Source organism: Cereibacter johrii (genome assembly GCF_001720585.1).
Classification (GTDB): domain Bacteria; phylum Pseudomonadota; class Alphaproteobacteria; order Rhodobacterales; family Rhodobacteraceae; genus Cereibacter_A; species Cereibacter_A johrii.
The window spans coordinates 1-26,653 of record NZ_MABH01000048.1; the positions used below are offsets into that span (position 1 = coordinate 1).

26 protein-coding genes and 1 tRNA gene are annotated in these 26,653 nt (G+C 71.0%); 9 read left to right on the forward strand and 18 right to left on the reverse strand.

The window, feature by feature from the left end; genetic code table 11:
• Positions 1 to 231: 231 nt before the first annotated feature.
• From A9O63_RS03035 to A9O63_RS03045, 3 genes are read left to right on the forward strand one after another with little or no spacing between them, the layout of a single operon-like run.
• Positions 232 to 699, forward strand: a complete 468-nt coding sequence (locus tag A9O63_RS03035; RefSeq protein ID WP_069330605.1) for a MarR family winged helix-turn-helix transcriptional regulator — start codon at positions 232 to 234, stop codon at positions 697 to 699.
• Positions 696 to 1,802, forward strand: a complete 1,107-nt coding sequence (locus tag A9O63_RS03040; RefSeq protein ID WP_069330606.1) for an HlyD family secretion protein — start codon at positions 696 to 698, stop codon at positions 1,800 to 1,802. Before A9O63_RS03035 ends, A9O63_RS03040 begins: the two co-directional genes overlap by 4 nt.
• Before the next feature lie 13 nt (positions 1,803 to 1,815).
• Positions 1,816 to 3,339 (forward strand): DHA2 family efflux MFS transporter permease subunit, encoded by a 1,524-nt coding sequence (locus A9O63_RS03045; protein WP_069330607.1) that lies wholly within the window; start codon positions 1,816 to 1,818, stop codon positions 3,337 to 3,339.
• Between the two features lie 241 nt (positions 3,340 to 3,580).
• On the opposite strand, the gene A9O63_RS03050 is transcribed toward A9O63_RS03045, so the two are convergent.
• Together A9O63_RS03050 and A9O63_RS03055 are read right to left on the reverse strand one after the other, a co-directional pair.
• Positions 3,581 to 3,760, reverse strand: a complete 180-nt coding sequence (locus A9O63_RS03050; protein WP_069330608.1) for a hypothetical protein — start codon at positions 3,758 to 3,760, stop codon at positions 3,581 to 3,583.
• Between the two features lie 168 nt (positions 3,761 to 3,928).
• Positions 3,929 to 4,012 (reverse strand) — tRNA-Tyr (locus A9O63_RS03055).
• Positions 4,013 to 4,131: 119 nt separating this feature from the next.
• Between A9O63_RS03055 and rlmB the strand changes: the two genes are divergently transcribed.
• Both rlmB and A9O63_RS03065 read left to right on the forward strand, forming a co-directional pair.
• Entirely contained in the window at positions 4,132 to 4,917 is a 786-nt protein-coding gene (gene rlmB, locus A9O63_RS03060) for a 23S rRNA (guanosine(2251)-2'-O)-methyltransferase RlmB (RefSeq protein ID WP_069330609.1), read from the forward strand.
• 173 nt (positions 4,918 to 5,090) lie between these two features.
• Positions 5,091 to 5,537: a CoA-binding protein gene (locus A9O63_RS03065; protein ID WP_069330610.1), complete on the forward strand. Its 447-nt coding sequence runs from the start codon at positions 5,091 to 5,093 to the stop codon at positions 5,535 to 5,537.
• Between the two features lie 747 nt (positions 5,538 to 6,284).
• Here A9O63_RS03065 and A9O63_RS03070 read toward each other — a convergent pair.
• The 3 genes from A9O63_RS03070 to hisA form a co-directional block, all read right to left on the reverse strand.
• On the reverse strand, positions 6,285 to 6,596 hold the full coding sequence (locus tag A9O63_RS03070) for a phosphoribosyl-ATP diphosphatase (RefSeq protein ID WP_069330611.1): 312 nt from the start codon (positions 6,594 to 6,596) through the stop codon (positions 6,285 to 6,287).
• On the reverse strand, positions 6,593 to 7,354 hold the full coding sequence (hisF, locus tag A9O63_RS03075) for an imidazole glycerol phosphate synthase subunit HisF (protein WP_069330612.1): 762 nt from the start codon (positions 7,352 to 7,354) through the stop codon (positions 6,593 to 6,595). Before hisF ends, A9O63_RS03070 begins: the two co-directional genes overlap by 4 nt.
• A gap of 134 nt (positions 7,355 to 7,488) precedes the next feature.
• Positions 7,489 to 8,208: a 1-(5-phosphoribosyl)-5-[(5-phosphoribosylamino)methylideneamino]imidazole-4-carboxamide isomerase gene (gene hisA / locus A9O63_RS03080; protein ID WP_069330613.1), complete on the reverse strand. Its 720-nt coding sequence runs from the start codon at positions 8,206 to 8,208 to the stop codon at positions 7,489 to 7,491.
• Between the two features lie 138 nt (positions 8,209 to 8,346).
• Between hisA and A9O63_RS03085 the strand changes: the two genes are divergently transcribed.
• Positions 8,347 to 8,727: a DUF2147 domain-containing protein gene (locus A9O63_RS03085; RefSeq protein ID WP_084295551.1), complete on the forward strand. Its 381-nt coding sequence runs from the start codon at positions 8,347 to 8,349 to the stop codon at positions 8,725 to 8,727.
• A 249-nt stretch (positions 8,728 to 8,976) separates the two neighbouring features.
• On the opposite strand, the gene hisH is transcribed toward A9O63_RS03085, so the two are convergent.
• Both hisH and hisB read right to left on the reverse strand, forming a co-directional pair.
• Positions 8,977 to 9,615 (reverse strand): imidazole glycerol phosphate synthase subunit HisH, encoded by a 639-nt coding sequence (hisH, locus tag A9O63_RS03090; protein ID WP_069330615.1) that lies wholly within the window; start codon positions 9,613 to 9,615, stop codon positions 8,977 to 8,979.
• On the reverse strand, positions 9,615 to 10,202 hold the full coding sequence (gene hisB / locus A9O63_RS03095) for an imidazoleglycerol-phosphate dehydratase HisB (protein ID WP_069330616.1): 588 nt from the start codon (positions 10,200 to 10,202) through the stop codon (positions 9,615 to 9,617). The genes hisH and hisB overlap by 1 nt, the downstream gene beginning before the upstream one ends.
• A gap of 236 nt (positions 10,203 to 10,438) precedes the next feature.
• On the opposite strand from hisB, the gene A9O63_RS03100 reads away from it, so the two are divergent.
• Positions 10,439 to 12,448, forward strand: coding sequence for an elongation factor G (locus A9O63_RS03100; RefSeq protein ID WP_069330617.1), 2,010 nt, complete (start codon positions 10,439 to 10,441; stop codon positions 12,446 to 12,448).
• Between the two features lie 276 nt (positions 12,449 to 12,724).
• On the opposite strand, the gene A9O63_RS03105 is transcribed toward A9O63_RS03100, so the two are convergent.
• The 5 genes from A9O63_RS03105 to A9O63_RS03125 form a co-directional block, all read right to left on the reverse strand.
• Entirely contained in the window at positions 12,725 to 13,945 is a 1,221-nt protein-coding gene (locus A9O63_RS03105) for a TCR/Tet family MFS transporter (RefSeq protein ID WP_069330618.1), read from the reverse strand.
• A 29-nt stretch (positions 13,946 to 13,974) separates the two neighbouring features.
• A complete protein-coding gene (locus A9O63_RS03110) occupies positions 13,975 to 14,703 on the reverse strand; it encodes an alpha/beta fold hydrolase (protein ID WP_069330619.1) in 729 nt (242 codons plus the stop codon).
• The gene (pcaD, locus tag A9O63_RS03115) at positions 14,696 to 15,484 is read right to left on the reverse strand and encodes a 3-oxoadipate enol-lactonase (RefSeq protein WP_069330620.1); all 789 of its coding nucleotides are present in this window, start codon (positions 15,482 to 15,484) and stop codon (positions 14,696 to 14,698) included. The genes A9O63_RS03110 and pcaD overlap by 8 nt, the downstream gene beginning before the upstream one ends.
• Positions 15,485 to 16,031: 547 nt before the next feature.
• Complete coding sequence (locus A9O63_RS03120; RefSeq protein WP_069330621.1) at positions 16,032 to 17,009, reverse strand: threonine ammonia-lyase; 978 nt, start codon at positions 17,007 to 17,009, stop codon at positions 16,032 to 16,034.
• Positions 17,006 to 17,830, reverse strand: a complete 825-nt coding sequence (locus A9O63_RS03125) for an alpha/beta fold hydrolase (protein ID WP_069330622.1) — start codon at positions 17,828 to 17,830, stop codon at positions 17,006 to 17,008. The genes A9O63_RS03120 and A9O63_RS03125 overlap by 4 nt, the downstream gene beginning before the upstream one ends.
• Before the next feature lie 479 nt (positions 17,831 to 18,309).
• Here A9O63_RS03125 and A9O63_RS03130 point away from each other — a divergent pair, with 479 nt between their 5' ends.
• Both A9O63_RS03130 and A9O63_RS03135 read left to right on the forward strand, forming a co-directional pair.
• On the forward strand, positions 18,310 to 20,097 hold the full coding sequence (locus tag A9O63_RS03130) for an ABC transporter transmembrane domain-containing protein (RefSeq protein ID WP_069330623.1): 1,788 nt from the start codon (positions 18,310 to 18,312) through the stop codon (positions 20,095 to 20,097).
• A gap of 105 nt (positions 20,098 to 20,202) precedes the next feature.
• A complete protein-coding gene (locus tag A9O63_RS03135; RefSeq protein WP_069330624.1) occupies positions 20,203 to 22,092 on the forward strand; it encodes an acyl-CoA synthetase in 1,890 nt (629 codons plus the stop codon).
• A 400-nt stretch (positions 22,093 to 22,492) separates the two neighbouring features.
• Here A9O63_RS03135 and dtd read toward each other — a convergent pair whose 3' ends face one another.
• The 6 genes from dtd to A9O63_RS03165 all read right to left on the reverse strand — a co-directional run.
• Positions 22,493 to 22,930, reverse strand: coding sequence for a D-aminoacyl-tRNA deacylase (dtd, locus tag A9O63_RS03140; RefSeq protein ID WP_069330625.1), 438 nt, complete (start codon positions 22,928 to 22,930; stop codon positions 22,493 to 22,495).
• Complete coding sequence (locus A9O63_RS03145; RefSeq protein WP_069330626.1) at positions 22,930 to 23,850, reverse strand: carbohydrate kinase family protein; 921 nt, start codon at positions 23,848 to 23,850, stop codon at positions 22,930 to 22,932. The genes dtd and A9O63_RS03145 overlap by 1 nt, the downstream gene beginning before the upstream one ends.
• Positions 23,851 to 23,863: 13 nt before the next feature.
• A complete protein-coding gene (locus A9O63_RS03150) occupies positions 23,864 to 24,823 on the reverse strand; it encodes a phosphoribosylaminoimidazolesuccinocarboxamide synthase (protein WP_069330627.1) in 960 nt (319 codons plus the stop codon).
• A gap of 66 nt (positions 24,824 to 24,889) precedes the next feature.
• Positions 24,890 to 25,327, reverse strand: coding sequence for a YqaA family protein (locus tag A9O63_RS03155; protein ID WP_069330628.1), 438 nt, complete (start codon positions 25,325 to 25,327; stop codon positions 24,890 to 24,892).
• Positions 25,328 to 25,331: 4 nt separating this feature from the next.
• A complete protein-coding gene (locus A9O63_RS03160) occupies positions 25,332 to 26,429 on the reverse strand; it encodes a TFIIB-type zinc ribbon-containing protein (RefSeq protein ID WP_069330629.1) in 1,098 nt (365 codons plus the stop codon).
• Between the two features lies 1 nt (position 26,430).
• The coding region (locus A9O63_RS03165) for a DUF4339 domain-containing protein (protein ID WP_141703026.1) at positions 26,431 to 26,653 on the reverse strand (223 nt) is incomplete at its 5' end.

The window sequence follows — 26,653 nt, forward strand, 5'->3', positions numbered from 1 at the left end:
GCGTGGCGGCAAGGGGTGGACGACGCGGCGCCTGCGCGCGACCGGCGCGCGGCAGGGCCAGCGCGGTGCCGGCAGCGAGAAAGAGACGGCGGGACAGGATCATGAGACCTCCGGGGGGCTCCAGCGCAGATGGTCCGCCGTCCTTCGGCATCAACCGCGCCTCCCGCTCACGATTTCGCGCGCGGCGAAGGCGGCTTGCAATGATAAGCACGCTTATTATATGTCCTGCACATGGAAAAGGACACCGACAGATTGGGACTGCTGTTGCACGACGCCACCCGCGCCGTTCGCAAGCGCTTCGAGCAGCGAACCAGCCACCTGGGCCTCTCGACGGCGCAGTGGCGGCTTCTGGCGCAACTCTCGCGCGAGCCGCGGGCCACGCAGGCGCGGCTCGCCGACCTGCTCGACATCGAGCCGATCAGCGTCTCTCGGCTGATCGACCGGATGGAGCAGGGCGGCTGGGTGCGCCGCGAGGCCGACCCCTGCGACCGCCGCGCCCGGCTGGTGGCGCCGACCGACAAGACCAAGGCCGCCTACGCGACCATCAAGACCATTGCCGACGAGGTCTATGACGAGGCGCTCGAGGGGATCCCGGCGGACCGCCGCGGGGAACTCGTCGCGATGCTGCGGACCATCGTCACCAACCTCAACGACGCGGAGGCCGAGCCCTGCGTTCCCTGCTTCAAGGCAAACGAATGAACGCCCAGACCTCTCCCGAGACGGCCCGCTCCATACCCGTGGCGGCCGAGCCGAAGCCCCGCAAGACCCGCCGCATCCTGCTGATGGCGGCCCTTCCCGCGGCCCTTCTGGGCGGGGCGGGCGTCTGGTGGGTGACCGGCGGGCGCTACGAGACGACCGACAATGCCTATCTGCATCAGGCGGTGGTTGCCGTGGCCTCGGAACTTTCGGGCCGCGTGACGCGCGTTTCGGTCTCCGACAACCGCCCGGTGACGAAGGGCGAGGTCCTGTTCGAGATCGACCCCGAGCCGCACCGCATCGCGCTGGCCAAGGCCGAGGCGGCGGTGGCCTCGGCGCGGCTCGAGGTGGAGCAGCTGCGCGTGGCCTATGCCCAGGCGCAGGCGCAGGAGAAGCTCGCGGCCGACGATGCGGCCTATCTCGCCAATGAGCTCGAGCGGCAGCAGGCGCTTTCGCAGAAGGGCGTGGCTTCGACGACCTCGCTCGACGATGCGCGCCACGAATCGCTCCGTGCGCGGGAACTGCTGCTGGTCGCGCGCCAGACCACCGCGAGTGCGCTCGCGGCGCTCGGCGGGGTCGCGGACGGGCCGGTGGACGAGCATCCGAAGGTGCGGACGGCGCTTGCCGCGCGCGACGATGCGGCCTACCAGCTGGCGCGGACAGAGGTCCGGGCCCCGGCCGACGGCATCGTCTATCAGGCTGCCTCCTTCAAGCCGGGCCAGATGGTCACGGCCGGACAATCGCTCTTCTCGCTGGTCGAGACCGGCGATGTCTGGATCGACGCGAACTTCAAGGAGACGCAGCTCGCGGGCATCGCGCCCGGCCAGAAGGCCGAGGTCACCTTCGATCTGCACCCCGACCGGCCGTATGAAGCCACGGTCGAGGCGGTGGGCGCGGGCACGGGCTCGGAATTCTCGCTGCTGCCGGCGCAGAACGCCACCGGCAACTGGGTGAAGGTGACCCAACGCGTGCCGGTCCGGCTGCGGTTCGAGGAGGGAGCCGACATCGCAGGCCTCGCCTCGGGCCTGTCGGCGGAAGTGTCGGTCGATACCGGCCGCGTCCGCCAGATCCCGGGGCTCGCGAGTTTCGCCGCCACCGCCGACTGATCCGGAGGCTGCCATGACCGCTGCTCAGAAACAGCCCGTGGAGCACCGCGGGCTGATTACCCTCGTGATCATGCTCGCCACGATCATGCAGGTGCTCGACACGACCATCGCAAACGTGGCGCTGCCCTCGATGACGGGCGACCTCGACGCCTCGGCCGACACGATCAACTGGGTGCTCACCTCCTACATCGTCGCCGCGGCGATCATGACGCCCGTCACCGGCTGGCTCGCCGACCGGATCGGCAAGCGCGAGCTGTTCCTCGTCTCCATCGTGGGCTTCACGCTGGCCTCGATGGCCTGCGGCCTGTCCTGGAGCCTACCCTCGATGGTGGGCTTCCGGCTGCTGCAGGGCGTCTTCGGCGCGGCCATCGTGCCGCTGTCGCAGACCTTCCTTCTCGACATCAACCCGCGCGAGAAGGCGGGGCAGGCCATGGCGCTCTGGGGGGCGGGGATCATGGTGGGGCCGATCATCGGGCCCACGCTCGGCGGCTGGCTCACCGAGAGCTGGGACTGGCGCTGGGTCTTCTTCATCAACCTTCCCGTGGGCATCGTGGCCTTCCTCGGCTGCGCCGCCTGGCTGCCGCGGGCCGAGCGGGTCGTGCGCCGCTTCGACTTCTTCGGCTTCGCCATGCTCGCCATCGCGCTGGGCTCGCTCCAGCTCATGCTCGACCGCGGCGCCGAGGTGGAATGGTTCGCGGCCCTCGAGATCTGGATCTACCTGTTCCTGATGCTGACCGGCTTCTGGGTCTTCGTGATCCACATCCTCGGCGCTGAAAAGCCCTTCCTCGAGCCCGCGATGTTCGCCGACCGCAACTTCGCCACCGGCCTCGTCTTCATCTTCGTGGTGGGGATCATCCTCTTGGCGAGCCTCGCGCTCCTGCCGCCGATGCTGTCGCATATCTTCGGCTATCCGGTCATCACCACCGGCCTCGTGATGGCGCCGCGCGGGGTGGGGACGATGATCTCGATGCTGATCGCCGGGCGGATGCTGCGCTTCGTCGATGCGCGGCTGATGGTGACGGCGGGCCTCTCGCTCACCGCCCTGTCGCTGCACATGATGACGGGCTTCAGCCCGCAGATGGACAGCACGCCCATCGTGCTCTCGGGCGTCGTGCAGGGTCTCGGTCTGGGGCTCGTCTTCGTGCCGCTCTCGACCGTGGCCTTCGCCACCATCGCGCCGCGCTTCCGCGCCGATGCCACGAGCCTCTTCAGCCTCGTGCGCAACATCGGCTCGTCCGTGGGCATCTCGATGGTGACGGTGATGCTCACCCACAACAGCCAGATCAACCATGCCGAGCTCGGCGCCCATGTGACGCCCTACAATCCGCAACTCTGGCAGGTCTCGCCCGAGGCCGCGCAGGGGGCCATGCAGCCGCTCGCGGTGATCGACCGGCTGGTGACGCAGCAGGCCATGATGATCGGCTATATCGACGATTTTCGCCTGATGATGCTCATCACTCTGGCGGCACTTCCGCTGGCGCTCCTGCTGCGCAAACCGAAGGCGGGCGGCGCGCCGGTCACCGTTCACGCGGACTGAGAGCGGGAAACTGGCCGCGGGCGCAATGGGGAGGTCGCCCGCGGCCAAAGCCCTCGGTGCGGAAGGGACACGCGGAAGGGCCAACAGAGCCGACATAAGCATCCGGCAGGCGGGCGCAAGGGCAGGGGTTGCGACGCATTGCCCCCGCCCGGGTCGGCGGCGGAATGGGGCCCAAGGCCTCGGACCTGCGGCCTCCCCCGCGCCCGCGTCGCGCCTCGGGCGCCCAGCGGCGTCCGTCCCCTCAGAACGCCCGGAGCGCACCGCTCAGGAGGGCCGTCACGGCCCCCGCCGCGAGCGAGATCAGAAGCGCATGCGCCCCGATCGCCAGCCGGGATCGGTAGTCGGACGGATCGGGAGGGGTGTGGCGGCGGAACGAGGGGATGCCGGATGCGGCTCCCTTGCGGTCGCTTTCTTCGTGCAAACGGGTGTCTCCACCGAACTCGATACGAGCCCATGGTGGGACGCAGCCCGCGGAAGGTTCAACGCGGCGAAGTGGCCCGCCTGCGGGTCGAGGCCGCCGCCTCCGGCACGACGGCGCCGGCTGAGGCCCTGCGCCGGACGGCGCAAAAAGATCATCCTGTCAGGAAGATGGTGGGCGACCCTGGAATCGAACCAGGCACGAGTCGCCTCGGCGGAGTTACAGTCCGCTGCCGCACCTTGCAGCACGTCGCCCACTGGCGGCGTGATTATCCGAGGGTTCGGGGGCGGTCAAGGGCCGATCTGCGCATTTCTTTCGCCTTGCGCCGCCCCCGGGCAGGGATCATTCTGCGACCCGTTTTTCAGGAGTTCCAGATGCCGAAACCCGTCAAGCCCGCCTGGGTGATCGAGAAGGAGCGGTCGCGCCGCGCCGCCGCCCAGGAGACCGTCTGGCTCTTCGGCATCCATGCCGTGCGCGACGCCCTTGCCAACCCGCGGCGGCAGAAGCTGCGGCTGGTCCTGACCAAGAACGCCGCCGACCGTCTGGGCGAGGCCATCGCCGAGGGCGGGCTCGAGCCCGAGATCGTCGACCCGCGCAAGTTCTCGGTCCCCATCGACGAGGGGTCGGTCCATCAGGGTGCGGCGCTCGAGGTGAAGCCGCTCGACTGGGGCAGCCTCGAGGATCTGGCGGCGTCTGGTGCAGGACAGCCGCTGCTCGTGCTCCTCGACCGGGTGACGGATCCGCACAATGTGGGCGCGGTGCTGCGCTCGGCCGAGGTGTTCGGCGCGCGGGCGGTGATCGCGCCGCACCGCCATTCGGCGCCCGAGACCGGGGCCCTGGCCAAGACCGCCAGCGGCGCGCTCGAGCGCCAGCCCTATCTGCGCGTGGGCAATCTGGGCGAGACGATGGAGAAGCTGAAGGCCATGGGCTACATCCTTCTCGGTCTCGAGGGCGAGGCCGCAACGACGCTGGCCGAGGGGCTTGCGGGCACCGCAGGTCGCCCCGTGGCGCTGGTGCTCGGCGCCGAGGGGCCGGGCCTCCGCGAGAAGACGCGCGAGACCTGCGACCGGCTGGTGCGGATTCCGGCAGCGGGGGGATTCGGCTCCCTCAACGTCTCGAACGCCGCGGCGGTGGCTCTTTACGCTGCCGCAAGCAGATAAGTGTTCACGGACGCGCGATCCGCTCTTTTCTTTGCTGTTGTGGCTCCCATGTTACAGAAGGAACGGGGCCGGAACCCCCGTTCTACCTTCACTGTCCCTCGTTCCGCACTAGCGCCCGGCCCCTTGGTCAGGGCGCTTTTTTTTGACCCGCCCAAGGCGGGCAAGGAGGTCCCATGACTGACGGTGCCGCGCGCGACATGCCCCTGGCCGACGACGAGGTGCGGCGGATCCTCGCGTCCACCCGCACGATTGCGGTCGTGGGCTGGTCGCCCAACCCCGACCGGCCGAGCCATCAGGTCGCGGCCTTCCTGAAGGCCCGGGGCTACCGGGTGATTCCCGTCAACCCGGGGCAGGCGGGGCAGGAGGCTCTGGGCGAGACGATCCGCCCCGATCTCGCGGCTCTCACGGGCGAAGGGGTGGACATGGTGGACATTTTCCGCCACTCGGACCATGTGCCCGAGGTGGTCGCGGCCGCTCTCGCGCATCTGCCTGACCTGCGCACGGTCTGGATGCAACTCGGCGTCCGCAATGCCGAGGCTGCGAAGGAGGCGCGCGACCGCGGCCTGCAGGTGGTGGAGAACCGCTGCCCCGCCATCGAGATCCCTCGCCTCGGCCTCTGACCGAACCGGACCGTGTGGTCCCGGCATCCGGGGACCGGGTGGCCGAGGAGCCGATTCGGGTCAGAGTGCAGGCGTTGCAGATGTCTTCGTGACGGGGTCGGTTCGGTCGGACGGCACTCGGGTCCCTCTCGCCTTGCGGATCAGGCCAGAGCCCATGGGCCGCGGGTGGAGGATGCTCAGATCCCGGGGCCGCTCTGGGAATCGAGTGTCGCAATCCCAAAGACTTGGGCGACCTGTCGGAACTCGGCTTCGAGCATTTGCTCACCCACCCGTGCCGTCGTTCTGCCAACCGGGGCAACGAGGTGGGCGACGCGCCCGCGCCGTCGATCCCGATATGGAGCGTGCCTCCGTGCCTCTGCACATCCGCGTCGTCGTTGTGTCCCGAAAAAGCAAAGGACCGCGATGGGGTGACGCTCGACCGTCTGCCTCTGGGCGTGCCGCCTCGACATCCGGGAGATGTGGAATGCACTGGCCATCGGGCGCAAACCCGTGCCGCCGCAACGGCTCACGGCTCACGGCTCACGGCTGCGGGCAGCGATGAAGCGCCGACCGCCCCAGCTGCGGGATCGAGGGTATCCCATGGGGCGCCCGTTCCTCCTGCGAAAGGATCGCGCCGTCAACTGGAGGATCGGACCCCGAGACACGGCCCTTCGCTTTCATTCTGGCCCAAATATCCCCGCCGGAGGCTCCCACCGGACGACTGGGCGCGAGCCGGAGGTTCCAGCGCCCATGCGGAAGCCCGGCAGGTCAGCCCCGCCCGGCCTTCTCCGCGATGCCCGAGGTGCCCTCGCGCGTCTCGAGCACCGCCATCACCTCGGCCAGCGTCACGTCCCGGGCCGCGAGCATGACGAGCAGGTGATAGAGCACATCGGCCGCCTCGGAAGCGAGCCGGGCGCGGTCGCCGCGCACCGCCTCGATGATGGCCTCGACGGCTTCCTCGCCGAACTTCTCGGCGCATTTCTCCGGGCCCCTGGCAAGGAGCTTCGCGGTCCAGGAGCTGTCGGGATCGGCGCCCTTGCGCGCCTCGACGGTGGCGGCGAGCCGTTCGAGGACGGTCATGCGAGCCTCACGGGGATGCCGGCGGCGGCCATGTGGGCCTTGGCCTCGCCGATGGTGAATTCGCCGAAATGGAAGATCGAGGCGGCGAGCACGGCGGAGGCGCCGCCTTCGGTCACGCCCTCGACGAGATGGTCGAGCGTGCCGACCCCGCCGCTCGCGATCACGGGGATCGGCACTGCCTCCGAGATGGCGCGGGTGAGGGGGAGGTTGAAGCCCGCCCGCGTGCCGTCGCGGTCCATCGAGGTCAGCAGGATCTCGCCCGCGCCGCGGCTCGCCACATCGCGCGCGAACGCCACCGCATCGATGCCCGTGGCGCGGCGCCCGCCGTGGGTGAAGATCTCCCACCGGCCCGGAGCCACCGTCTTGGCGTCGATCGCCACCACGATGCACTGGCTGCCGAAGCGGTCGGCGGCCTCGGCCACCACGTCCGGATCGGCCACGGCGGCCGAGTTGAAGCTGACCTTGTCGGCTCCGGCCAGAAGGAGCGCCCGCACATCCTGATGGGTCCGCACGCCGCCGCCCACGGTGAGCGGCATGAAGCACTGTTCGGCGGTGCGGGTCACGAGGTCATACATCGTGCCGCGGTTCTCGTGCGTAGCGTGGATGTCGAGGAAACAGAGTTCGTCCGCCCCCGCGGCATCGTAGGCGCGCGCGGCCTCGACCGGGTCGCCCGCGTCGCGCAGGTCGACGAAATTCACGCCCTTGACCACGCGGCCATCGGCCACGTCGAGGCAGGGGATGATGCGGGTCTTGAGCATGGCGGGATCTCCTGAACCCTGGGCGGCCGCGTCAGGGCCTGTCGTAGCGCCTCGGGGGAGCGGGGGGAAGGGGGCTCCGCCCCCTCGCCGCTCTGCGGCTCACCCCCGGGATATTTGGGCAGAGTGAAAGAGGCTCAGGCGCGGAGCGCGTGCAGGGCCCGCGTCAGGTCGAGGGCGCCGTCATAGAGCGCGCGGCCCGAGATGGCGCCTGCGATGGTGCCCGTGTCGCGCAGAGCCAGGAGGTCGCCCAGAGAGGAGACGCCGCCCGAGGCGATGACCGGGATCGAGACCGCGCGGGCGAGCGCGTCGGTGGCCTCGATGTTCGGCCCCGCCATGGCGCCGTCGCGGTCGATGTCGGTGTAGATGATGGCCGCCACGCCCGCATCCTCGAAGGAGCGCGCGAGGTCGGTGGCCATCACGTCGGTCTCGGTGGCCCAGCCTTTCGTGGCGACCCGGCCCTTGCGGGCGTCGATGCCGACCGCCACCCGGCCGGGGAAGGCGCGGGCCGCCTCGCGCACGAGGTCCGGGTTTTCGACCGCGACCGTGCCGAGGATCACGCGGGCGAGCCCCTTCTCGAGCCACAGGGCGATGGTGGCCATGTCGCGGATGCCGCCGCCGAGCTGGGCCGGCACCGTGATCCGCGCGAGGATCGCCTCGACCGCGGCCGCATTGACGGGCCGGCCCGCGAAGGCGCCGTTCAGATCGACGAGATGCACCCATTCGCAGCCCGCCGCCTCGAAGGCCGCAGCCTGCGCCGCGGGATCGTCGCCGAAGACGGTCGCGGCCTCCATCTCGCCGCGCAAGAGGCGCACGCACTGGCCGTCCTTCAGGTCGATGGCGGGATAGAGGATCATGGGCGCTCTCCGGGATGTCACTCTTTCGCGGCTTCTGGCACGCCCCGTCCCCGATGCCAAGGACCCGACGTCATGCTTGCCCGCAGGCGGCTCAGGCCGCGATCCTCGGCCGCAGGGATCTTCGGGGAGGAGAGAAGGATGAGGCTCGGGATACTGACGGCCTGTCTGGCGCTGGCGGCAGGCGCGGCGCTGGCCGATCCGGTCGAGGGGGTCTGGCAGACGGAGCCTGACGAGGGCGCCTTCGCGCATGTGACGATGGCGCCCTGCGGGCCGAAGATCTGCGGCACGATCGGGCGCACCTTCAAGGCCGGCGCGGAATATGTCTCGCCCAACCGCGGGAAGGCCATCGTCTGGGACATGGTGCCCGAGGGCCAAGGGCGCTACGGCGAGGGCAGCATCCGGCAGCCCTCGACGGGCAGGATCTACCGCTCGAAGATGGCGCTCGAGGGCGACCGGCTGAAGGTCTCGGGCTGCATCGGGCCCTTCTGCCGGGGCCAGACCTGGGTCCGGGTGAAGTGAGGCCAGGGCGCGCGCGCGTTACGGCCGCCGGGACGGAGAGGCGCCGCGATGCGGGAGGGCGCGGCTTCGCGGGGTTCGACGCCGCAGGAGGGAGCACGGAGGGCCCTCTGTCGCCGGCGCGCATCGGGGCAGGCGGATCTGCCGGGCAGGGACCGCGGGACGGGGATCGAACCCGTCGCCCTCCGGAGAGGTCGTCGCCGGACCCGGCCCTCGGCGGACAGGGTCCGCGCGACAGGGCCTCGCCGCCGATCAGGGCTTCCAGGTCAGGAAGTTGGCGATCAGCCGCAGGCCGGTCTTCTGGCTTTTCTCCGGGTGGAACTGCGTGCCCACCATCGTGTCGCGTCCGACGATGGCCGTGATGGCCGCGCCATAATCGGCATGGGCCAGCCGCTCGGCGTCGTGGGCCACCCGGAAATGGTAGGAATGGACGAAGTAGGCGTGATCGCCCGTCTCGATCCCCGCCAGCACCGGGTGGGGATGGTCCACCGTCAGGTCGTTCCAGCCCATGTGCGGCACCTTGAGATGCGGGTCGGCGGGCGCGATCCGCACCACCTCGCCCGCGATCCAGCCGAAGCCCGGCGTCTCCTCATGTTCGAGACCGCGCGTGGCCATCATCTGCATGCCGATGCAGATGCCGAGGAAGGGGCGCGCGCGGCGCGTCACCGCCTCCTCGATCGCCTCGGACAGGCCACCGTAGCTGCCGAGCGCGCGGCGGCAGGCCGGGAAGGCCCCGTCGCCGGGCAGCACGATCCGGTCGGCGCGCGCCACATCCTCGGGCCTGTCCGAGACGAGGACCTGCCCGGCCCCCGTCTCCGTCGCCATGCGCTGGAAGGCCTTCTCGGCCGAGTGAAGGTTGCCGCTGTCGTAATCGACGAGGACCGTCAGCATCACAGCATCCCCTTGGTCGAGGGAATGGCATCCGCGCGGCGCGGGTCGGGCTCGACCGCCTCGCGCAGGCTGCGCGCCACCGCCTTGAAGGCCGCCTCGGCGATATGGTGGCTGTTCAGCCCGTGGATCAGATCGACATGCAGCGTGATCCCGCCGTGGGTCGCGAGCGCCTGGAAGAATTCGCGCACGAGTTCGGTGTCGAAGCTGCCTATCTTCTGGGTCGGGAAGGGCAGGTTCCAGACGAGGAAGGGCCGGCCCGAGAGGTCGAGCGCCGCGCGCACCAGCGCATCGTCCATCGCGAGGTGGAAGCTGCCGTAGCGGCGGATGCCGCGCTTGTCGCCCAGTGCGCGCGTCAGGGCCTGGCCCAAAGCGATGCCGCAATCCTCGACCGTGTGGTGGTCGTCGATATGCAGGTCGCCCTCGCAGCGCAGCGTGATGTCGATCAGCGCGTGGCGGGCGAGCTGGTCCATCATGTGGTCGAAGAAGCCCACGCCGGTGCGGATGTCGTAGCGCCCCGTGCCGTCGAGATCCACCGTCACGGAGATGTCGGTCTCGGCGGTCTTGCGGCTGATCTCGGCCTTGCGCATGGGCGGCTCCTTCTCGGTCGGCCACCTTATAGGAAACTGCCGGGGCCGAGGGAAGGCCGCGGGAGAGGCCGAAATCCATTGATTCAGGTCAAGGCAGTGGCGCGGGCGCAGGTGGAGCAATGGGCGCAGGCAGGCCACGAAACACTGGCCAGACTTCCGGCAAGGACGCACACTGAGCCGGGGAGAGGCGCGTTGGCGGCTCTCCGCCTCCGGATTGTGCGATGGGAGAACGATCCATGAGCCATCAACCATCAGGCCCGCGTTGCGCCGCTCTGGTCGGCAGCTATACCTGCGGCAAGACGACCCTCTTCGAGGATCTGCTCTTCGCCGCGGGGGCCATCGACCGGCGCGGCGCGGTCAAGGACGGCAATACCGTGGGCGATGCGGCCCCCGAGGCCCGCGCCCGGGCGATGAGCACCGAACTGTCGGTGGCGAGCTTCGACTATCTCGGCGAACCTTGGGCGCTGATCGACTGCCCCGGCTCGGTCGAGCTGACCTACGAGGCGCAATGCGCCATGATGGTGGCCGACCTCGTCGTGGTGGTGGCCGAGCCGCTGCCCGAGCGCGCGGTCACGCTCTCGCCTATCCTGCGCTTCCTCGACGACCGCAACATCCCCCATCTCGTCTATGTCAACAAGATGGACCTCCCCGAGGCCACCGTGCGCGGCACCTTCGAGGCGCTGCAGGCGATCTCGGGCCGGCCGCTCGTGCTGCGCGAGATCCCGATCCGGGACGGCGCGGGCAAGGTCACGGGGATGGTCGATCTGGTCTCCGAGCGCGCCTGGCGCTGGAACCCGCACAAGCCCTCGGATCTCGTGGCTCTGCCCGACACGCTGGCGGAGGCGAGCGGCGAGGCGCGGACGGGAATGCTCGAGGCGCTCGCCGATTTCGACGATGCGCTGATGGCCGAGCTTCTCGAGGATGCGGTGCCCTCGACCGACGAGATCTATGCCAACCTGACGCGCGATCTGCAGAAGGATCTGATCGTGCCGGTCTTCTTCGGCTCGGCCGAGAACGAGAACGGCATCCGGCGGCTTCTGAAGGCGCTGCGCCACGAGGCGCCCGGGGCCGAGGTCACGGCCGACCGTCTGGGCATCGCCACCGCGGGCACGATGGCGCAGGTCTTCAAGACGGTCTATGCGGGCCAGTCCGGCAAGATCTCGCTCGCCCGCATCTGGTCGGGCGAGGTGAAGGACGGGATCGGGCTGGGTCAGGATCGCGTGGGCTCGGTGCTGTCGCTGATGGGCCGCAGGACCGCCCCCCGGGGCGTGGCGCGGGCGGGCGAGGTGGTGGCGCTCAGCCGGATGGCCGGGGCCGCGACGGGCGATCTTTTGACCGAGAGCGGCGTGGTCGAGGCCGACTGGCCCGCGCCGCTCGCGCCGCTTCATGCGCTGGCGATCCGGGCCGAGAAACAGTCCGACGATGTGAAGCTCTCGGCCGCTCTCGCGCGGCTGGCCGAGGAGGATCCCTCGCTTGCCGCGGCCCATCAGCCCGAGACCTCCGAACTGGTGCTGAGCGGGCAGGGCGAGATGCAGCTTCAGATCGCGCTCGCGCGGATGAGGAACGAATACGGGCTCGCCGTGACCGCGGGCAAACCCGCCATCCCCTACCGCGAGACGATCACCAGGCCCGCCACGATCCACGCCCGGCACAAGAAGCAGTCCGGCGGACACGGCGAATTCGCGGACGTCCATCTCGAGATCCGGCCGCAGCCGCGCGGCGCGGGCTTCGCCTTCGACGAGCGGATCACCGGCGGGGGGGTGCCCAAGTCCTACTTTCCCGCGGTCGAGAAGGGGGTTCAGTCCTATCTCGGCAAGGGGCCGCTCGGGCATCGGGTCGTCGATGTGGCGGTGACGCTGACCGACGGCAGCTATCATACGGTCGACAGTTCGGACATGGCCTTCCAGAAGGCCGCGCAGAAGGGGATGGCCGAGGCCATGCCGGGCTGCGGGCCGGTCCTGCTCGAGCCGGTGCTGACGGTGGCGATCTCCGTCCCATCCGAGTTCACGCCCAAGGTGCAGCGGATCGTCACCGGGCGGCGCGGCCAGCTTCTCGGCTTCGATGCGAAGGACGGCTGGCCGGGATGGGACGAGGTGCAGGCGCTGATCCCGCAGGGCGAGATGGACGGGCTGATCGTCGAGATCCGCTCGCAGAGCCTCGGCGTCGGCACCTACCCCTGCCGCTTCGACCATCTGCAGGAGCTGTCGGGCCGCGAGGCCGAGAAGATCCTGGCCGAACAGGCCTGAAGCGGAAGGGGCGGCCCCGGCATCCGGGCCGCCCCTCTTCCTCGGCTGCCGGAGCCGAAGGTGCTGGCACTGCCGTCGCCTGCGGCGGCGCTCCCGCTGCCCGAGCGCTGCCCGAGCCGGTGCCGGAGGGGCATCCGCCGCCCCGTCGCGGCGTGCTGCCCGACCCGGATCCCTCGACCGAGCCGCCGGGGCCCTCGTTCGTCGCGGTGGGGTGCGCTGCCCTGTTAGCCGCTCGAAGTGCCGCGGCAGCCAGAGCGCGGCCTCGCCCGATCCGCTTCAGGCCGCGTTCCCCGCGCGCTGTCCTGCACCCCGGACCTGCAGCACCAGCGCGCCCACCATCAGGAGGGAGGCGAGCAGGAAGGGCGCGCCGGGCAGGTGCAGCGGCGCGTCCGTCGCGGTGAAGGCGCGGAAGGTCGCGGTCATGACCAGCGGCGAGGCGATCATGGCAATGGCGTTCAGCGAGGCCAGCACGCCCTGCAACTCGCCCTGCGCATCCGCCGGAGTGGCGCGCGACAGGATGGACTGGAGCGCGGGCACCACGACGCCGCCAAGCGCCGTCACCGGGATGAGGAAGAGCGCGCCCGTGCCGGAGGCAAGGACGCCGAGAGCCGCGAGGGTGACGATGTCCACCCAGATCCCCACCAGCGCCGTGCGGTGCTCGCCGAGGTGCCGGATCGCAGGCCCCACCAGCGCCACCTGTCCCACCGCAAAGCTGATGCCGTAGAGCGCGAGGGACGCCCCCACCATGCCCGCGCCCCATCCGAACTGCGCCTGCCCATAGAAGGCCCAGACAGCCGGATAGACGTTCATGGCGATCCCGAGGATCAGGAACACGGCCAGGGGACGGCTCAGGCCGGGCAGGCCGGCGACCGCGCGCAAGGCGCCCAGAGGGTTCGCGCGCGAGGGCGAGAAGGCGCGGCGGGTGGCGTCCGTCACCGTCTCGGGCAGGATGAGGCTTCCGAGCGCGAGGTTGAGCAGCGCCATCAGCGCCGCCGCATAGAAGGGAGCGCGCGTGTCGAGCCCTGCCAGAAGGCCCCCCAGAGCCGGCCCCAGCACGAAGCCGATCCCGAAGCCCGCCCCCACGAGGGCGAAGCGCTTGCCGCGGTCCTCGGGCGGGGTCACGTCGGCGATGAAGGCCGAGGCGGTGGCATAGGTGGCCGAGACGATCCCCGCCACGATCCGCGCCGCGAGCAGGATCGCCATCGTGGGGGCGAGCGCCATGGCGAGATAGGTGGCCGACATGAGGACGAGCGAGCCGAGCAGGATCGGCCGCCGGCCGAACCGGTCCGAGAGGCTGCCGATGGTCGGGCCGAACAGGAACTGCATGACGGCGAAGGAGGCCGACAGAAGGCCGCCCCAGACCGCCGCCTCGGACAGCGGCTGGCCCGTGATCTCGAGGATGAGGTCCGGCATCACGGGAAAGATCAGCCCGATCCCGATCGCATCGAGCGCCACGGTGATCAGGATGAAGGCAAGGGCAAGCCGGGGCTGTGGCATGGGGCATCCGCGGGAAGGGCGGGCGGACCCTAGCCGGGGGTTGGGCGGCAGGAAAGCGGATTTGCCGCCACCGAGATGAGACGTTTTGCCAGAGCCTCGGGGCAGGAGAGGAAGGGCGAATGGCCCGCGGGCAGGGTCGAGACGCTGCCCTCGGGCCAGTCCGCAGTCATGGCCTCCTGCGTCTCGGGCGGGATGGCGCGATCCTTAAGGCAGCGGATATAGTGCTTGGGCAGGGCGTGGTAGCGCGCGCTCAGGCGGATCCTCTCTTCCTGCGGGCCCACGGGTTCGGGGCCCATGCGCGCCAGCGCCGCGGCGCGGATCTCGGGCGGGCAATCGTGAAAGAGCGCCTCGCCCGCGAGGTCCGGATCGAAGCTGTAGCTCAGCCGGTCGGGTGCGAGCCGGATCGCGGGGCGGAGCGGCTGGCGCGCCTGCGCGCGGCGCATCGAGGCCACGGACGCGCCGTCGCGCGGCGCGTAGGCGCAGAGGAAGACGAGCCGCTCGATGAGGCCCGGCGGCGCGGCCTCGGCCGCACCGGCGATGGAGAAGCCGCCCGCCGAATGCCCCACCAGCGTGACGGGCGCGCGGATTTCCCCAAGGATGGCCAGGGTATGGTCGGCGAGGCTCAGACCGGGCGCGAAGATCCGCCCCGGCAGGTCGAGGGCCCGGGCGCGGGCGCCTCGGGCTTCGAGCGCCCGGATCGTTGCGTCCCAGCACCAGCCGCCATAGCCCGAGCCATGGACGAGCAGGAGGTCAGACATGGCCGATGGAGCGGAGGAACTCGGTGAGGAGCGCAGCCACCTCGGCCGGCTTGTCGATCGAAGGCACATGGCCCGCGCCGCGCACGATCTCGAACCGGCTGCCGCGGATCAGCTCGGCCGTCTCGCGCACGAGGTCGGGCGGGGGCGAGCCGTCCTCGGATCCGACCAGCGCCAGCGTGGGCAGGGTGAGGCGTGCCGTCGTCGTGTAGAAGTCGGTGCCCGCGACGGCCGCCGCGCCGCCCGCATAGCCGTCGGGATCGCCCTCGATGAAGCGCTCGCGCCAGAGCTGGCCCTCGGGCCCCTGCCGGAAGGCCGGCGCGAACCAGCGCTTCATCGTGGGATCGGCCAGCGACTCGAGCCCGTAGCTGCGCACCTGATCGATGCGGTCCTGCCAGATCTCGGGCGTGCCGATCTTCGCGGCCGTGTCGCAGAGGACGAGCGCGCGCACCAGATCGAGCCGCTTCACCGCGAGCCCCTGGGCGATCATCCCGCCGATGGAGGAGCCGACGAAGACCGCCTCGCGGATGGACAGCGCCTCCATCAGCCGTTCGGCGTCGCGGATGAGGGCGCCCATCGCATAGGGCGGCTCGGGCGTGGTGGATCGGCCATGGCCCCGCAGGTCGTAGCGCACGAGGCGCAGGTCCTGCGGCAGGAGGGGGATGAGATTGTCCCAGATCCGCAGGTCCGAGCCGAGCGCATGGGCGAAGACGACGGGCGCGCCGGTCGCGCGGCCCTCGTCGAGATAGTTCAGATGCAGATCGCCGATTTCTATATGGGGCATCGCGGGCTCCGGGCGCGGAAGGAGGCTTCGGGGGCGCCATCCGCGAAGCGCGAACGGCAGGAGGCTTGGGGGCTGCCCTTTCGCTGCGCGCGAACGGCAGGAGGTTTGCGGGCCGCCCCGGGCGACGCGCCAGGGGCGGGAGGTTCAAGCCTGCCATCCGCGAAGCGCGAACGGCAGGAGGCTTGGGGGCTGCCCTTTCGCTGCGCGCGAACGGCAGGAGGTTTGCGGGCCGCCCCGGGCGACGCGCCAGGGGCGGGAGGTTCAAGCCTGCCATCCGCGAAGCGCGAACGGCAGGAGGCTTGGGGGCTGCCCTTTCGCTGCGCGCGAACGGCAGGAGGTTTGCGGGCCGCCCCGGGCGACGCGCCAGGGGCGGGAGGTTCAAGCCTGCCATCCGCGAAGCGCGAACGGCAGGAGGCTTGCGGCCCGCCCCGGGCGACGTGCCAGGGGCGGGAGGCTTCAAGCCTGTCATCCGCGAAGCGCGGATGGCAGGAGTGTTCGGCGCGGCCCGCAGGAAGGCTTGCGGGCCGTGAGGCTCATGGGCGCGCGCTCAGTGGGCCACCTGCGCGAGGGCGCGGGCGAAGAGGGGCGGATCCACATTGCCGCCCGAGGCGGTGCAGATCACGGCATTGCCGTCGAGCGCCTCGGGCCGGAAGAGCGCCGCGGCCAGCGCCACCGCCCCGCCGGGCTCGAGCACGATCTTGAGCCGCAGGAAGGCGAGCGCCATGGCGCGGAGCGCCTCTTCGTCGGTGACGGCGAGGCCCGGCCCGCAGAGCCGCGCGAGGATCGGGAAGGTGATCCGGCCCGGCTGGGGCGTCACGATCGCATCGCAGATCGACCCCGAAAGCGCCGCGTTCGACCGGATCTCGCCTGCGGCGAGGCTCCGTGCGGTGTCGTCGAACCCCACCGGCTCGACCGGGCGGACCCGGAGGCCCGGCGCGCGCGCCTCGAGCGCCAGCGCGATGCCCGCGGTGAGCCCGCCGCCGCCGCAGCAGGTGAGGACATCGGCGGAGGTCACGCCCTCCTCGGCCGCCTGTTCGGCGATCTCGAGCCCGGTGGTGCCCTGGCCCGCGATCACGAGGGGCTCGTCGAAGGGGCGGATCAGGGTGAGACCCCGCTCCTCGGCCAGCCGCGCGCCGATCGCGTCGCGGTCCTCGGTCGCCCGGTCGTAGAGCACCACCTCGGCGCCGAGCGCGCGGGTGTTCTCGATCTTCAGCTGCGGCGCATCGGCGGGCATCACGATCACCGCGGGCGCCCCGTGCCGGGCGGCGGCTAGCGCCACGCCCTGCGCATGGTTGCCCGAGGAATAGGCGATCACGCCGCGCGCGCGCCGGGCCGGCTCCAGCGCCGAGAGCGCCGACCAGCCGCCGCGGAACTTGAACGAGCCCGTGTGCTGCAGGCATTCGGCCTTCACCAGCACCCGCCGCCCCGCGATCTCGTCGAGAAAGGGCGAACTCAGAAGCGGCGTGCGCCGGGCATGGCCCGCAAGCCGGGTCGCTGCGGCCTCGATCATCGCGATGTCGCTCATGCCACCCGCTCCAGGAAGGCGCGGATCGCGGAAAGGCTCTCGGGCTCGTCGAGGAAGGGGATATGGGCGCGCCCCGGCACTTCGGCGAAGATCATGTCGGGCCTGCGCCGTCGCATCTCGGCGGCTGTGGCGGGCGACAGAAGGTCCGAGCCGGCGCCCCGGATCAGCGCGAGCGGCAGGCCCTCGCAGGCATCGAAGAGCGGCCAGAGATCGGCGGGCTCGCCCTCGAAGGCGGCGAGGAAGGCCTCGCGCAGCGCGGGATCGTAGGTGATGCGCAGCCCCTGCGGCGTCTGGATGTAGTGGAGCTGCGCCTCGGCAAGCCAGCGCTCCGCCGGCACGTCCGAGAAGCCGGTCATGAGCTTCGGCAGGGCCGCCGCCAGCTCGGCATGGGTGGCGGGCGAGGGGTTGCGGCCGACATAGGCGAAGATCTTCTCGAGCCCCGACCGCTCGATCTCGGGGCCCACGTCGTTCAGGCAGAGGCCGCGCATCCGATCCTTGGCGGTGGCGGCGAGGAACATGCCAACGAGCCCGCCGCGCGAGGTGCCGAGGATGGCCGCCGAGGCGAGGCCCAGATGGTCGAGAAGCTCGACCGCGTCGCGCGCCTCGCGCGGAACGGTGTAGGTGGCGGCCCCGGTGAAGTCCGAGCGGCCCCGTCCGCGATAGTCCGGCCGGATCAGCCGCACGCCGGAGAGGTGCGGCGCCAGATAGTCGAAGTCGGCGCCGGTCCGGGTGAGGCCCGAGAGGCACAGGAGCGGCAGGCCCTCGCCCTCGTCGGTGAAGGCCAGGCGGGCACCGTCGCTCGCGGTGAAGAACTGGGTCATGGGAAGGCTCTCGTGGCGTCGGTCGGGCGAGAGCCTTGCACAGCTTCGCCCGCGGCGGAAGCCCCGCGCGTGCGGCGATCAAGGCCGGAGGGCCCTGCCACCCGAAGCCCCGGGCTGTGCGAGAGGCGCGGGCACGGGGGCAGGGGCTTCGATGAGCCGCACCGGGTGGTGGGCACTAGCTCGGGGATGCTCCGGACGGGGGGCCTCTGCGCCGGATGCGATGTCGTCTCGGCCCCACCGGACGCGGTCGGTGCGTGGACCTCGGCGCTCGCCTCGGGTGCGGTCAGCGATCCGCCTTCGGTGCCCGTCTCGGACCGGCGGCGGTCGATGCTCCCCCCTCAGGCGGCCGGGTGGCCCGCGCAGGATCCGCCTCCCTTCCCCCCGTCGGCCCCTCTGCCGCGAAGTCAGTCCGAAGGGTGCGCTTGCCGCGGGGGGCATTGCGGCCTAAACCACGCCGCGACAAGAGGAGGACGGGACGCATGGCACGAAGACCCACCACCCAGCTCGAGGATCGTCCGAAGTCGAGGAGGATGAGCGCGCTGCGGGGCCTCGTGCCGTTCCTCGCACCCTACCGCAAGCTCACCTTCGGCGCGCTGGGCGCGCTCGTTCTCACCGCGATCATCAGCCTGATCCTGCCCGTGACGGTCCGGCGCGTGGTCGACGGCTTCATGGAGAACAACGCGGCCCTGCTCGACCAGTATTTCGCCGCCGCCCTCTTCATCGCGGCGGCGCTCGCGGCGGGCACGGGGCTGCGCTACTATCTCGTGACGCGCCTCGGCGAGCGGGTGGTGGCCGACATGCGCCGCGCGCTCTTCGACCGGATGATGGGCATGAGCCCCGCCTTCTTCGAGCGGATCATGACGGGCGAGGTGCTCTCGCGGCTCACGACCGACACGACGCTGCTTCTGTCGGTGATCGGCTCCTCGATCTCGGTGGCGCTGCGCAACCTCCTGATCCTGATCGGCGGGCTGGTGCTTCTGCTCTTCACCTCGACCAAGCTCACCGGCCTCGTGATGCTGCTCGTGCCGCTCGTGGTGGTGCCGATCGTCATTCTCGGCCGCAAGCTCCGCCGGCTCTCGCGCGAGAACCAGGACTGGATCGCGCAGAGTTCGGGCAATGCCTCCGAGGCGCTCCTGTCGGTGCAGACGGTGCAGGCCTTCACCCATGAGCGCCAGTCGCGCGCCTTCTTCGGCGATGTGACCGAGAAGTCCTTCCTGTCGGCCAAGGACCGGATCGGGACGCGGGCGCTGATGACGGTGATCGTGATCTTCCTCGTCTTCACCGGGATCGTGGGCGTGCTCTGGGTGGGGGCGCGCGATGTGCGCGCGGGCACCATGACGCCGGGCGAGATGGTGCAGTTCCTCATCTATGCGGTGATGGTGGCGGGCTCGGTCGGCGCGCTTTCGGAAATCTGGAGCGAGCTGCAGCGGGCGGCGGGCGCGACCGAGCGGCTGAACGAGCTGCTGACGGCCGAGGATCCGGTGCAGGATCCGGCAGAGCCGGTGGCGCTGCCGCGGCCGGTGAAGGGCGAGATCAGCTTCGAGGGCGTGCGCTTCCGCTATCCGGCGCGGCCCGAGGTCTCGGCGCTCGACGGGGTCGATCTCGTGGTGCGGCCGGGCGAGACGGTGGCGCTTGTGGGGCCGTCGGGGGCCGGCAAGACCACGATCCTCCAGCTGCTCCTGCGCTTCTACGATCCCCAGCAGGGGGCCGTGCGCATCGACGGCGTGGATCTGCGCGACATGGCGCGCGACGATTTCCGCCACGCCATCGCGCTCGTGCCGCAGGATCCGGTGATCTTCGCCACCTCCGCGCGCGAGAACATCCGCTTCGGCCGGCCGGAGGCCACGGATGCCGAGGTGGAGGCCGCGGCCCGCGCTGCCGCCGCGCACGATTTCCTGAGCCTCCTGCCGCAGGGCTACGACACCTATGTGGGCGAGCGCGGCGTGATGCTCTCGGGCGGGCAGAAACAGCGCGTGGCGCTGGCGCGGGCGATCCTGCGCGATGCGAAGATCCTGCTTCTCGATGAGGCGACCTCGGCGCTCGATGCCGAGAGCGAGCGTGCCGTGCAGACCGCGGTCGAGGCGCTGGCGCAGGACCGCACGACGCTGGTCGTGGCCCACAGGCTTGCCACGGTGAAGCGCGCCGACCGGATCGTCGTCTTCGACAAGGGCCGCATCGTGGCCACCGGCACGCACGATGCGCTGGTGGCCGAGGGGGGCCTCTATGCCCGTCTCGCGCGGCTCCAGTTCACGGACGGGTCGGTCTGACGTTGCGTTTGTCGCGGGCGCGCGCCTTGCCGTGCGTGACAAAAGACCCCATCGTTCCGACCAATAAGAGGGCTTCCGGGGAACGGGAGCCGGGAGGAGGAAGATATGGGGAGTTTCGCCTGCGCCGCCGATCTCAAGGCGATCGAGGCTGAAGGGGCATGGGCCGATCTCGGAACGCCGCGCACCATGCACCGGTTTCTCGGCCGGGCCGCGTCCGAGCATGGCGACCGGCCGGCGGTGAGCTTCCAGCTCCTGTCCGCGCCGAAGAGCCGGGCCGAGACGCTGAGCTGGAGCCAGCTGCACCGCCGCGTGACGCAGGCCGCCAACCTCTTCCGCAGCCTCGGCGTGGGCGAGCGCGACGTGGTGGCCTTCGTGCTGCCGAACTGCACCGAGACGGCGGTGACGCTCCTCGGCGGCGCGGTGGCGGGGATCGTCAATCCGATCAATCCGCTGCTCGAGCCCGACCAGATCGCGTCCATCCTGCGCGAGACGAAGGCGCGGGTCGTGGTGACGCTGCGCGCCTTCCCGAAGACCGACGTGGCGCAGAAGGTAGCCGAGGCCGTGCGCCATGCGCCCGAGGTGCGCACGGTGCTCGAGGTCGATCTGCTGCGCTATCTCGGGCCGCCGAAGAGCCTGATCGTGCCGTTGATCCGGCCGAAGCTGAAGCCCGCGCACAAGGCTCGGGTGCTGTCCTTCAACACGGAGCTCGACCGCCAGCCCGCGACGCTTGCCTTCCCCGATCCCGAGACCGACCGGGTGGCGGCCTATTTCCACACCGGCGGCACCACGGGCATGCCGAAGGTGGCCCAGCACAAGGTCTCGGGCATGATCTACAACGGCTGGTGCGGGCAGCGGCTGCTGTTCCAGCCGACCGACACCGTCATGTGCCCGCTGCCGCTGTTCCATGTCTTCGCGGCCTATCCGATCCTGATGTCGATGATCGCGAGCGGGGCGCATGTGGTCTTTCCCACCCCTGCGGGCTACCGCGGCGAGGGCGTCTTCGACAATCTGTGGAAGCTGATCGAGCGCTGGCGCTGCACCTATCTCGTGACGGTGCCGACGGCGCTCGCCGCGCTCATGCAGCGCCCCATCGATGCCGACGTGAGCTCGCTCCGCGGGGCCTTCTCGGGCTCTGCGCCGCTGCCGGTCGAACTCTTCAACCGGTTCGAGAAGGCCACGGGCGTGCAGATCGTCGAGGGCTACGGCCTCACCGAATGCACCTGCCTCGTGTCGGTCAATCCGCCGGAGGGGGCGAAGAAGATCGGCTCGGTCGGGCTGCCCTTCCCGCATACCCATGTCCGCATCCTTCATTCCAACGGCAACGGCCATGTGCTGAAGGAATGCGGCGTGGACGAGGTGGGCGAGATCTGCGTGGCCAATCCGGGCGTCTTCGAGGGCTCGACCTATACGGAGCTCGACAAGAACCACGGGCTCTTCGCCGAGGACCGGTTCCTGCGCACGGGCGATCTGGGGCGCCTCGATGCCGAGGGCTATCTCTTCATCACCGGGCGCGCCAAGGATCTCATCATCCGGGGCGGGCACAATATCGATCCGGCCGGGATCGAGGCGGCGCTGATGAGCCATCCGGCGGTGAGTTTCGTGGGCGCCATCGGCCAGCCCGACGCCTTCGCAGGTGAGCTGCCCTGCGCCTATGTGGAACTGGTGAAGGGGGCCGAGGTCGAGACGGCGGCGCTGTTCGACCATGCCCGGGCCCATATCCACGAACGGGCGGCCGTGCCGAAACATATCGAGATCCTGCCCGAACTGCCTAAGACGGCGGTGGGCAAGGTGTTCAAGCCCGACCTGCGGCGGCTGGCCATCGCGCGGGTCTACGATGCGGCGCTGGCCTCGGCCGGGCTGCCCGTGCGCGTGGCCGAGGTGGTCGAGGACCGCAAGCGCGGCCTCGTGGCGCGGCTGGAACGGGCGGGCGAGGTGGACGAGGAGCGGCTGGCCCATGTGCTGGGGGAATATACCCGGCCGTGGGAATGGGCCTGAGGGCGCGCTCTCGGCGGGAGGCACGTGGGGCCGCCGGCGCGCGGGGGCTGTCTGCCCCCGCACCCCCGAGGATACTTGGGCAGAGTGAAAGACGGGATGGGGCAGCCCCGCCGGGAGCTCGCGGCCTATAGGGCTCGGGGCAGACGGATGGGGCGGTGCGGGGAGGACGGGTCCTGCGGGCTTGGGCTGCGGGCGGCGGCGCTTGCGGCCGGGAGCCGCGGGCGGGCCGGAGCGCCCGGACAAGGGGCCGCGTGAGGTCTGCCGGGGGCAGGGCGGCCCGATGATCGGGGTAGAGCGGTGCCGGGGGGCGTCGCGGGGTGTGGCGGATCGGGTGTGGGGCCGGACGGGCGTCAGCGAGCGGACGCGTCCTCGGGTGGGCTGCGATGTACCCCCCCGGCCGTCAGCTCTCCATCCAGATCGTGACGGGGCCGTCGTTCAGGAGGCGCACCTTCATGTCGGCGCCGAAGCGGCCTGTGGCCGTGGGGATGCCGCAGGCCGCGATCTCGGCGGCGAACTGGCGGTAGAGGCGCTCGCCATCGGCGGGAGGGGCGGCCGCCGAGAAGCCGGGGCGGTTGCCGCGGCTCGTGTCGGCCGCGAGCGTGAACTGGCTCACCACCAGCGCAGCGCCGCCCGTGTCGCGGACCGAGCGGTTCATCTTGCCCGCCTCGTCCTTGAAGATCCGCAGCTTCGCGATGCGGGCCGCAAGGGCGCGGGCCTCGGCCTCGCCGTCGCCCTGCATGGCGCAGACGAGGATCAGGAGGCCGGGGCCGATCTCGCCCAGACACTCGCCCTCGACGGTGACGGAGGCCTCGCTCACCCGCTGGATCAGGGCCCGCATCAGAGCTCGTCCGCCCAGGGCGGGTTGGCGCCGGGCCGCGAAACGGTCACGGCCGCGGCCCGCGTGCCGAGCGAGAGGGCCGCATCGAGCGTCTCGGGAGAAAGGGACGCGAGCGCGGATCCGGAGAGCGCGCCGGCCTCGTGCAGCGCGGCCAGAACGCCCGCGTTGAACGTGTCGCCCGCGCCCACCGTGTCGGCCACCTGCACGGGCGTTGCGGCGCAGAAGCGGTCCTGCGTGGCGGTGATGGCGCGCGCGCCCGCCGCGCCTTCGGTCACGAGGACGAGCTTCGGGCCGCGGGCCAGAAGGCCGCGCGCGAGGGTCGGGATCTCTCCCGGCCCCTCGAGCCAGTGCAGATCCTCGTCCGAGAGCTTCAGGATGTCGGCCAGCGCGATCATCCGGCCGATGCGGGCCCGGTAGACGGTCGCATCGGCGATGAAGCCCGGGCGGATGTTCGGATCGAGCATGGTCACGCGGCCCGCCGCCTCGCGCGCCATCAGCGCCTCGAAGGTGGCCGCGGCGGGCTCGTTCACCAGCGAGATGCCGCCGAAGAAGAGCGTGCTCACCCGGTCGGGCAGGGCGGGCAGGTCGGCCGTGGCCAGAAGCCGGCCGGCCGTGTTCTCGTCGTAGAAGGCGTAGCTCGCCTGCCCGTTCGTGAGCCGCACGAAGGCGAGCGTGGTCGGCCGGTCCGAGCGGGCGCAGAGATCGGTCTCGACCCCGCTTGCGGCGAGGGTCTCGGCGAGCTGCACCCCGAAGAGGTCGGTCGAGAGGCCGGAGAAGAAGCCCACGGGCGCGCCGAGCCGCCCGAGCGCGATCGCCGTGTTGAAGACCGCCCCGCCCGCATAGGGCGCGAAGGCCGCCTCTCCCGCGATGGTCTCGCGCGGGAGCATGTCGATCAGGGCCTCGCCGCAGCAGAGGATCATGGGCGTCTCCCGGTCAGCGGGTGAAGTAGGGCGCGAGGTTCGCCCGGATCCGCTCGAGCGGCGTGGCGCCCGAGAGGTCGGGTTCGAAGGGCCGGCCGGTGATCGTCTCGAAGGCCTCGACATAGACCTCGGAGGTGCGGCGGATCATCTCCTCGGGGATCTCGGGGATCGGATCGCGGTAAGGGTCGCAGCGCGCGGCCACCCAGGCGCGGATCACATCCTTGTCGAAGGACGGCGGGCGCTGGCCTGTGCGGAAGGCCTCCTCATAGCCCGAGGCGATCCAATAGCGGCTCGAATCCGGCGTATGGATCTCGTCGGCGATGAGGATCCGGCCCTCCTCGTCGAGGCCGAACTCGTATTTCGTGTCGACGAGGATCAGCCCGCGCTCGGCCGCCATCGCCTGCCCGCGCGCGAAGAGCGCGAGGGCCTTGGCCGAGACCTCGTCCCACTGGGCGCGGGTGAGGAGCCCTTGCGAGACGATCTCGGCCTCGGTCAGCGGCTCGTCATGGCCGCCGTCGAAGGCCTTCGAGGTGGGGGGGATGAGGGGCGCGGGCAGGACCTCGTTGTCGCGGAGCCCGTCGGGCAGGCGATGGCCGTACATCTCGCGCACGCCCTGCTTGTAGAGCGTGAGCACCGAGGTGCCGGTGGTGCCCGCCAGATAGCCGCGCACCACCACTTCCACCGGAAGGATCGTCACGCGCCTGGCCAGCACCGCGTTCGGATCGGGATAGGAGAGCACATGGTTCGGGCAGATGTCGGCGGTGGCATCGAACCAGAAGCGCGCCGTCTGGGTCAGGACCTGACCCTTGAACGGGATCGCCGCGAGGATGCGGTCGAAGGCCGAGATCCGGTCCGACGAGATCAGGAGCCGCCGCCCGTCGGGCAGGTCGTAGCAGTCGCGGACCTTGCCGTAATAGGGATTGGGAAGCTCGGGGATATGCGCCTCGGGAAGGACGCGGGAGAGGTCGGGCATGGGGCCTCCGCTGCTGTTGCGGGCTCTATCGGCCCCGCGGGTCCGTCTGTCAACGGGGAAGGGGCCTCAGCCCGCCACGGCGGAGAAGCCCGCGGCGAGAAGCGTGTAGCGCGCGGCCTTGCCGAGACCCACGAGGAGGAGGAAGGGCCAGAAGCCCACCTTCAGCACCCCGGCGGCCACCGTCAGCGGATCGCCCACCACCGGCACCCAGGCGAAGAGGAGCGACCAGAGCCCCCAGCGGCGGTAGCCCCGCTCGGCACGGGCGAGGGCGGCCGCGGAGACGGGAAACCAGCCGCGGTCGCGGAAGCGGATGAGGAACCGCCCCAGCGCCCAGTTGACGAGCGAGCCCGCGAGATTGGCCGCCGTGGCCACCGCCACGAGAGGCGCTGCGGGCTCTCCGGCGGCCAGCAGGGCCAGCAGGAGCGCTTCGGAGGAGCCGGGCAGCAGCGTGGCCGAGGCGAAGGCGCTGAGCGCGAGCAGAAGGACCGCGGAGAGGCCGTCCACCGGATCAGCGCGCCTGTGCGATATAGGCCGCGATCCCGGCCGCGATCAGCCCGAGGAGAACCGCGAAGGCGATCTTCCAGGCCGACCAGGGCCGCTCGCCCTGCACGCGGCCGGTCTGGCCGTTGACCACGAACCGGTAGCTCTTGCCGCCGTAACGGTAGGCCGCCATCCAGACCGGCAGCAGCACATGCTTGAAGGTCTCGCGGTCGTAGGCGGTCTCGACCTGGCCCACCCGCTGCTCGTCGCCGCCGATGTCGCGCGCCACATCGCCCCGGATCGTGCGCGCCATGATCTCCTGCGCGCGGGACCAGCCCTCCGGCAGCCCGACCGTGTAGCCCTCGGCGGTGAAGCCCGCGAGCCAGTCGGCGCGATAGGGCTCGAGCGCCGACAGGTCCCAGGGTTCGAGCGCCTCGGTATAGTGGCGCGGCAGGCTCTGCGAGGCGAGCACGAGCACATCGTCGAACTCGCGCGCGACGCGGCCCGAGACCGGGGTCCAGCGGATCTGGCGCACCCGCTCGGTGCGCCGCTGCGGGCGGCCGTTCACCTCGACCGTGACGGTGCGGGTCGTGTAATAGGCATCGCCCCGCTGGCCGGTGTAGCGGCTGCGGGTGGCGGCGTCGAAGGTCCAGTAGGGGACATAGAGGCCCGAGAGCGCGCGGCCCTTGCGGGCATATTGCACGAGCCCGTTCGGCGCGAACCAGAGCCGGCCCAGCCAGTCGGTCATCGCCTGCCGCGCCTCGCGCTCGGTCAGGCGGAAGGGGATGACGGCCTGCGGCTTCAGCAGCCGGGTCTCGCCGGTGCCCGCCACCACCGGCGTGGCGCAGAAGGGGCACTGGGTCGCGTGGGTCGCGCCCTCGAACTCGACGAGGGCCCCGCAGGAGGGGCAGGGGGTCGTGCGCACCTGTTCCGAGGCCGAGGCGGGCAGCCGGTCTGCCAGCGCGGCATGGAGGTCGAGCTCGCCCATGCCGCGGCGGTCGGCGGGGGCGGTCTCGGGGATCTCCTGCACATGTCCGCAATGGTCGCAGACGAGCCGGGTCTGCCCCGGCGCAAAGCGGAGATCGGCCCCGCAGCTTTCGCAGGGCCAGTGCCGGACGTCCTGCACCTCAGGCGCCCGGCGGCAACGGCGGCGGGAGGCGCGCGAAGAGCGGCGCCAGAGCCGCGACCTCGCCTGCCTGGATCCAGCCCTCCTGTCCGGGCGTCCAGACGAGGGTGGCGCGCGTCACCTGGCCCGCGGCCACGCGCCGGGCCAGATCGGCCTGAGCGATGGGCCCCTCGGACTGGCCGTTCGCGGCCACATGCCAGACCGGCTCGGTGGGCGGCGGAGGG

Coding starts and splice junctions, on each gene's coding strand:
- A9O63_RS03125 (WP_069330622.1), bottom strand. CDS start 17,830: ATGACCCAGTTCTTCACCGCGAGCGACGGTGCCCGCCTGGCCTTCACC.
- A9O63_RS03045 (WP_069330607.1), top strand. CDS start 1,816: ATGACCGCTGCTCAGAAACAGCCCGTGGAGCACCGCGGGCTGATTACC.
- dtd (WP_069330625.1), bottom strand. CDS start 22,930: ATGCGGGCCCTGATCCAGCGGGTGAGCGAGGCCTCCGTCACCGTCGAG.
- A9O63_RS03150 (WP_069330627.1), bottom strand. CDS start 24,823: ATGCCCGACCTCTCCCGCGTCCTTCCCGAGGCGCATATCCCCGAGCTT.
- A9O63_RS03040 (WP_069330606.1), top strand. CDS start 696: ATGAACGCCCAGACCTCTCCCGAGACGGCCCGCTCCATACCCGTGGCG.
- A9O63_RS03065 (WP_069330610.1), top strand. CDS start 5,091: ATGACTGACGGTGCCGCGCGCGACATGCCCCTGGCCGACGACGAGGTG.
- A9O63_RS03145 (WP_069330626.1), bottom strand. CDS start 23,850: ATGATCCTCTGCTGCGGCGAGGCCCTGATCGACATGCTCCCGCGCGAG.
- hisA (WP_069330613.1), bottom strand. CDS start 8,208: ATGATCCTCTATCCCGCCATCGACCTGAAGGACGGCCAGTGCGTGCGC.
- hisB (WP_069330616.1), bottom strand. CDS start 10,202: ATGCGCAAGGCCGAGATCAGCCGCAAGACCGCCGAGACCGACATCTCC.
- A9O63_RS03035 (WP_069330605.1), top strand. CDS start 232: ATGGAAAAGGACACCGACAGATTGGGACTGCTGTTGCACGACGCCACC.
- A9O63_RS03105 (WP_069330618.1), bottom strand. CDS start 13,945: ATGCCACAGCCCCGGCTTGCCCTTGCCTTCATCCTGATCACCGTGGCG.
- pcaD (WP_069330620.1), bottom strand. CDS start 15,484: ATGCCCCATATAGAAATCGGCGATCTGCATCTGAACTATCTCGACGAG.
- A9O63_RS03110 (WP_069330619.1), bottom strand. CDS start 14,703: ATGTCTGACCTCCTGCTCGTCCATGGCTCGGGCTATGGCGGCTGGTGC.
- A9O63_RS03070 (WP_069330611.1), bottom strand. CDS start 6,596: ATGACCGTCCTCGAACGGCTCGCCGCCACCGTCGAGGCGCGCAAGGGC.
- hisF (WP_069330612.1), bottom strand. CDS start 7,354: ATGCTCAAGACCCGCATCATCCCCTGCCTCGACGTGGCCGATGGCCGC.
- A9O63_RS03130 (WP_069330623.1), top strand. CDS start 18,310: ATGGCACGAAGACCCACCACCCAGCTCGAGGATCGTCCGAAGTCGAGG.
- A9O63_RS03120 (WP_069330621.1), bottom strand. CDS start 17,009: ATGAGCGACATCGCGATGATCGAGGCCGCAGCGACCCGGCTTGCGGGC.
- rlmB (WP_069330609.1), top strand. CDS start 4,132: ATGCCGAAACCCGTCAAGCCCGCCTGGGTGATCGAGAAGGAGCGGTCG.
- hisH (WP_069330615.1), bottom strand. CDS start 9,615: ATGCTGACGGTCCTCGTCGATTACGACAGCGGCAACCTTCACTCGGCC.
- A9O63_RS03100 (WP_069330617.1), top strand. CDS start 10,439: ATGAGCCATCAACCATCAGGCCCGCGTTGCGCCGCTCTGGTCGGCAGC.
- A9O63_RS03135 (WP_069330624.1), top strand. CDS start 20,203: ATGGGGAGTTTCGCCTGCGCCGCCGATCTCAAGGCGATCGAGGCTGAA.
- A9O63_RS03085 (WP_084295551.1), top strand. CDS start 8,347: ATGAGGCTCGGGATACTGACGGCCTGTCTGGCGCTGGCGGCAGGCGCG.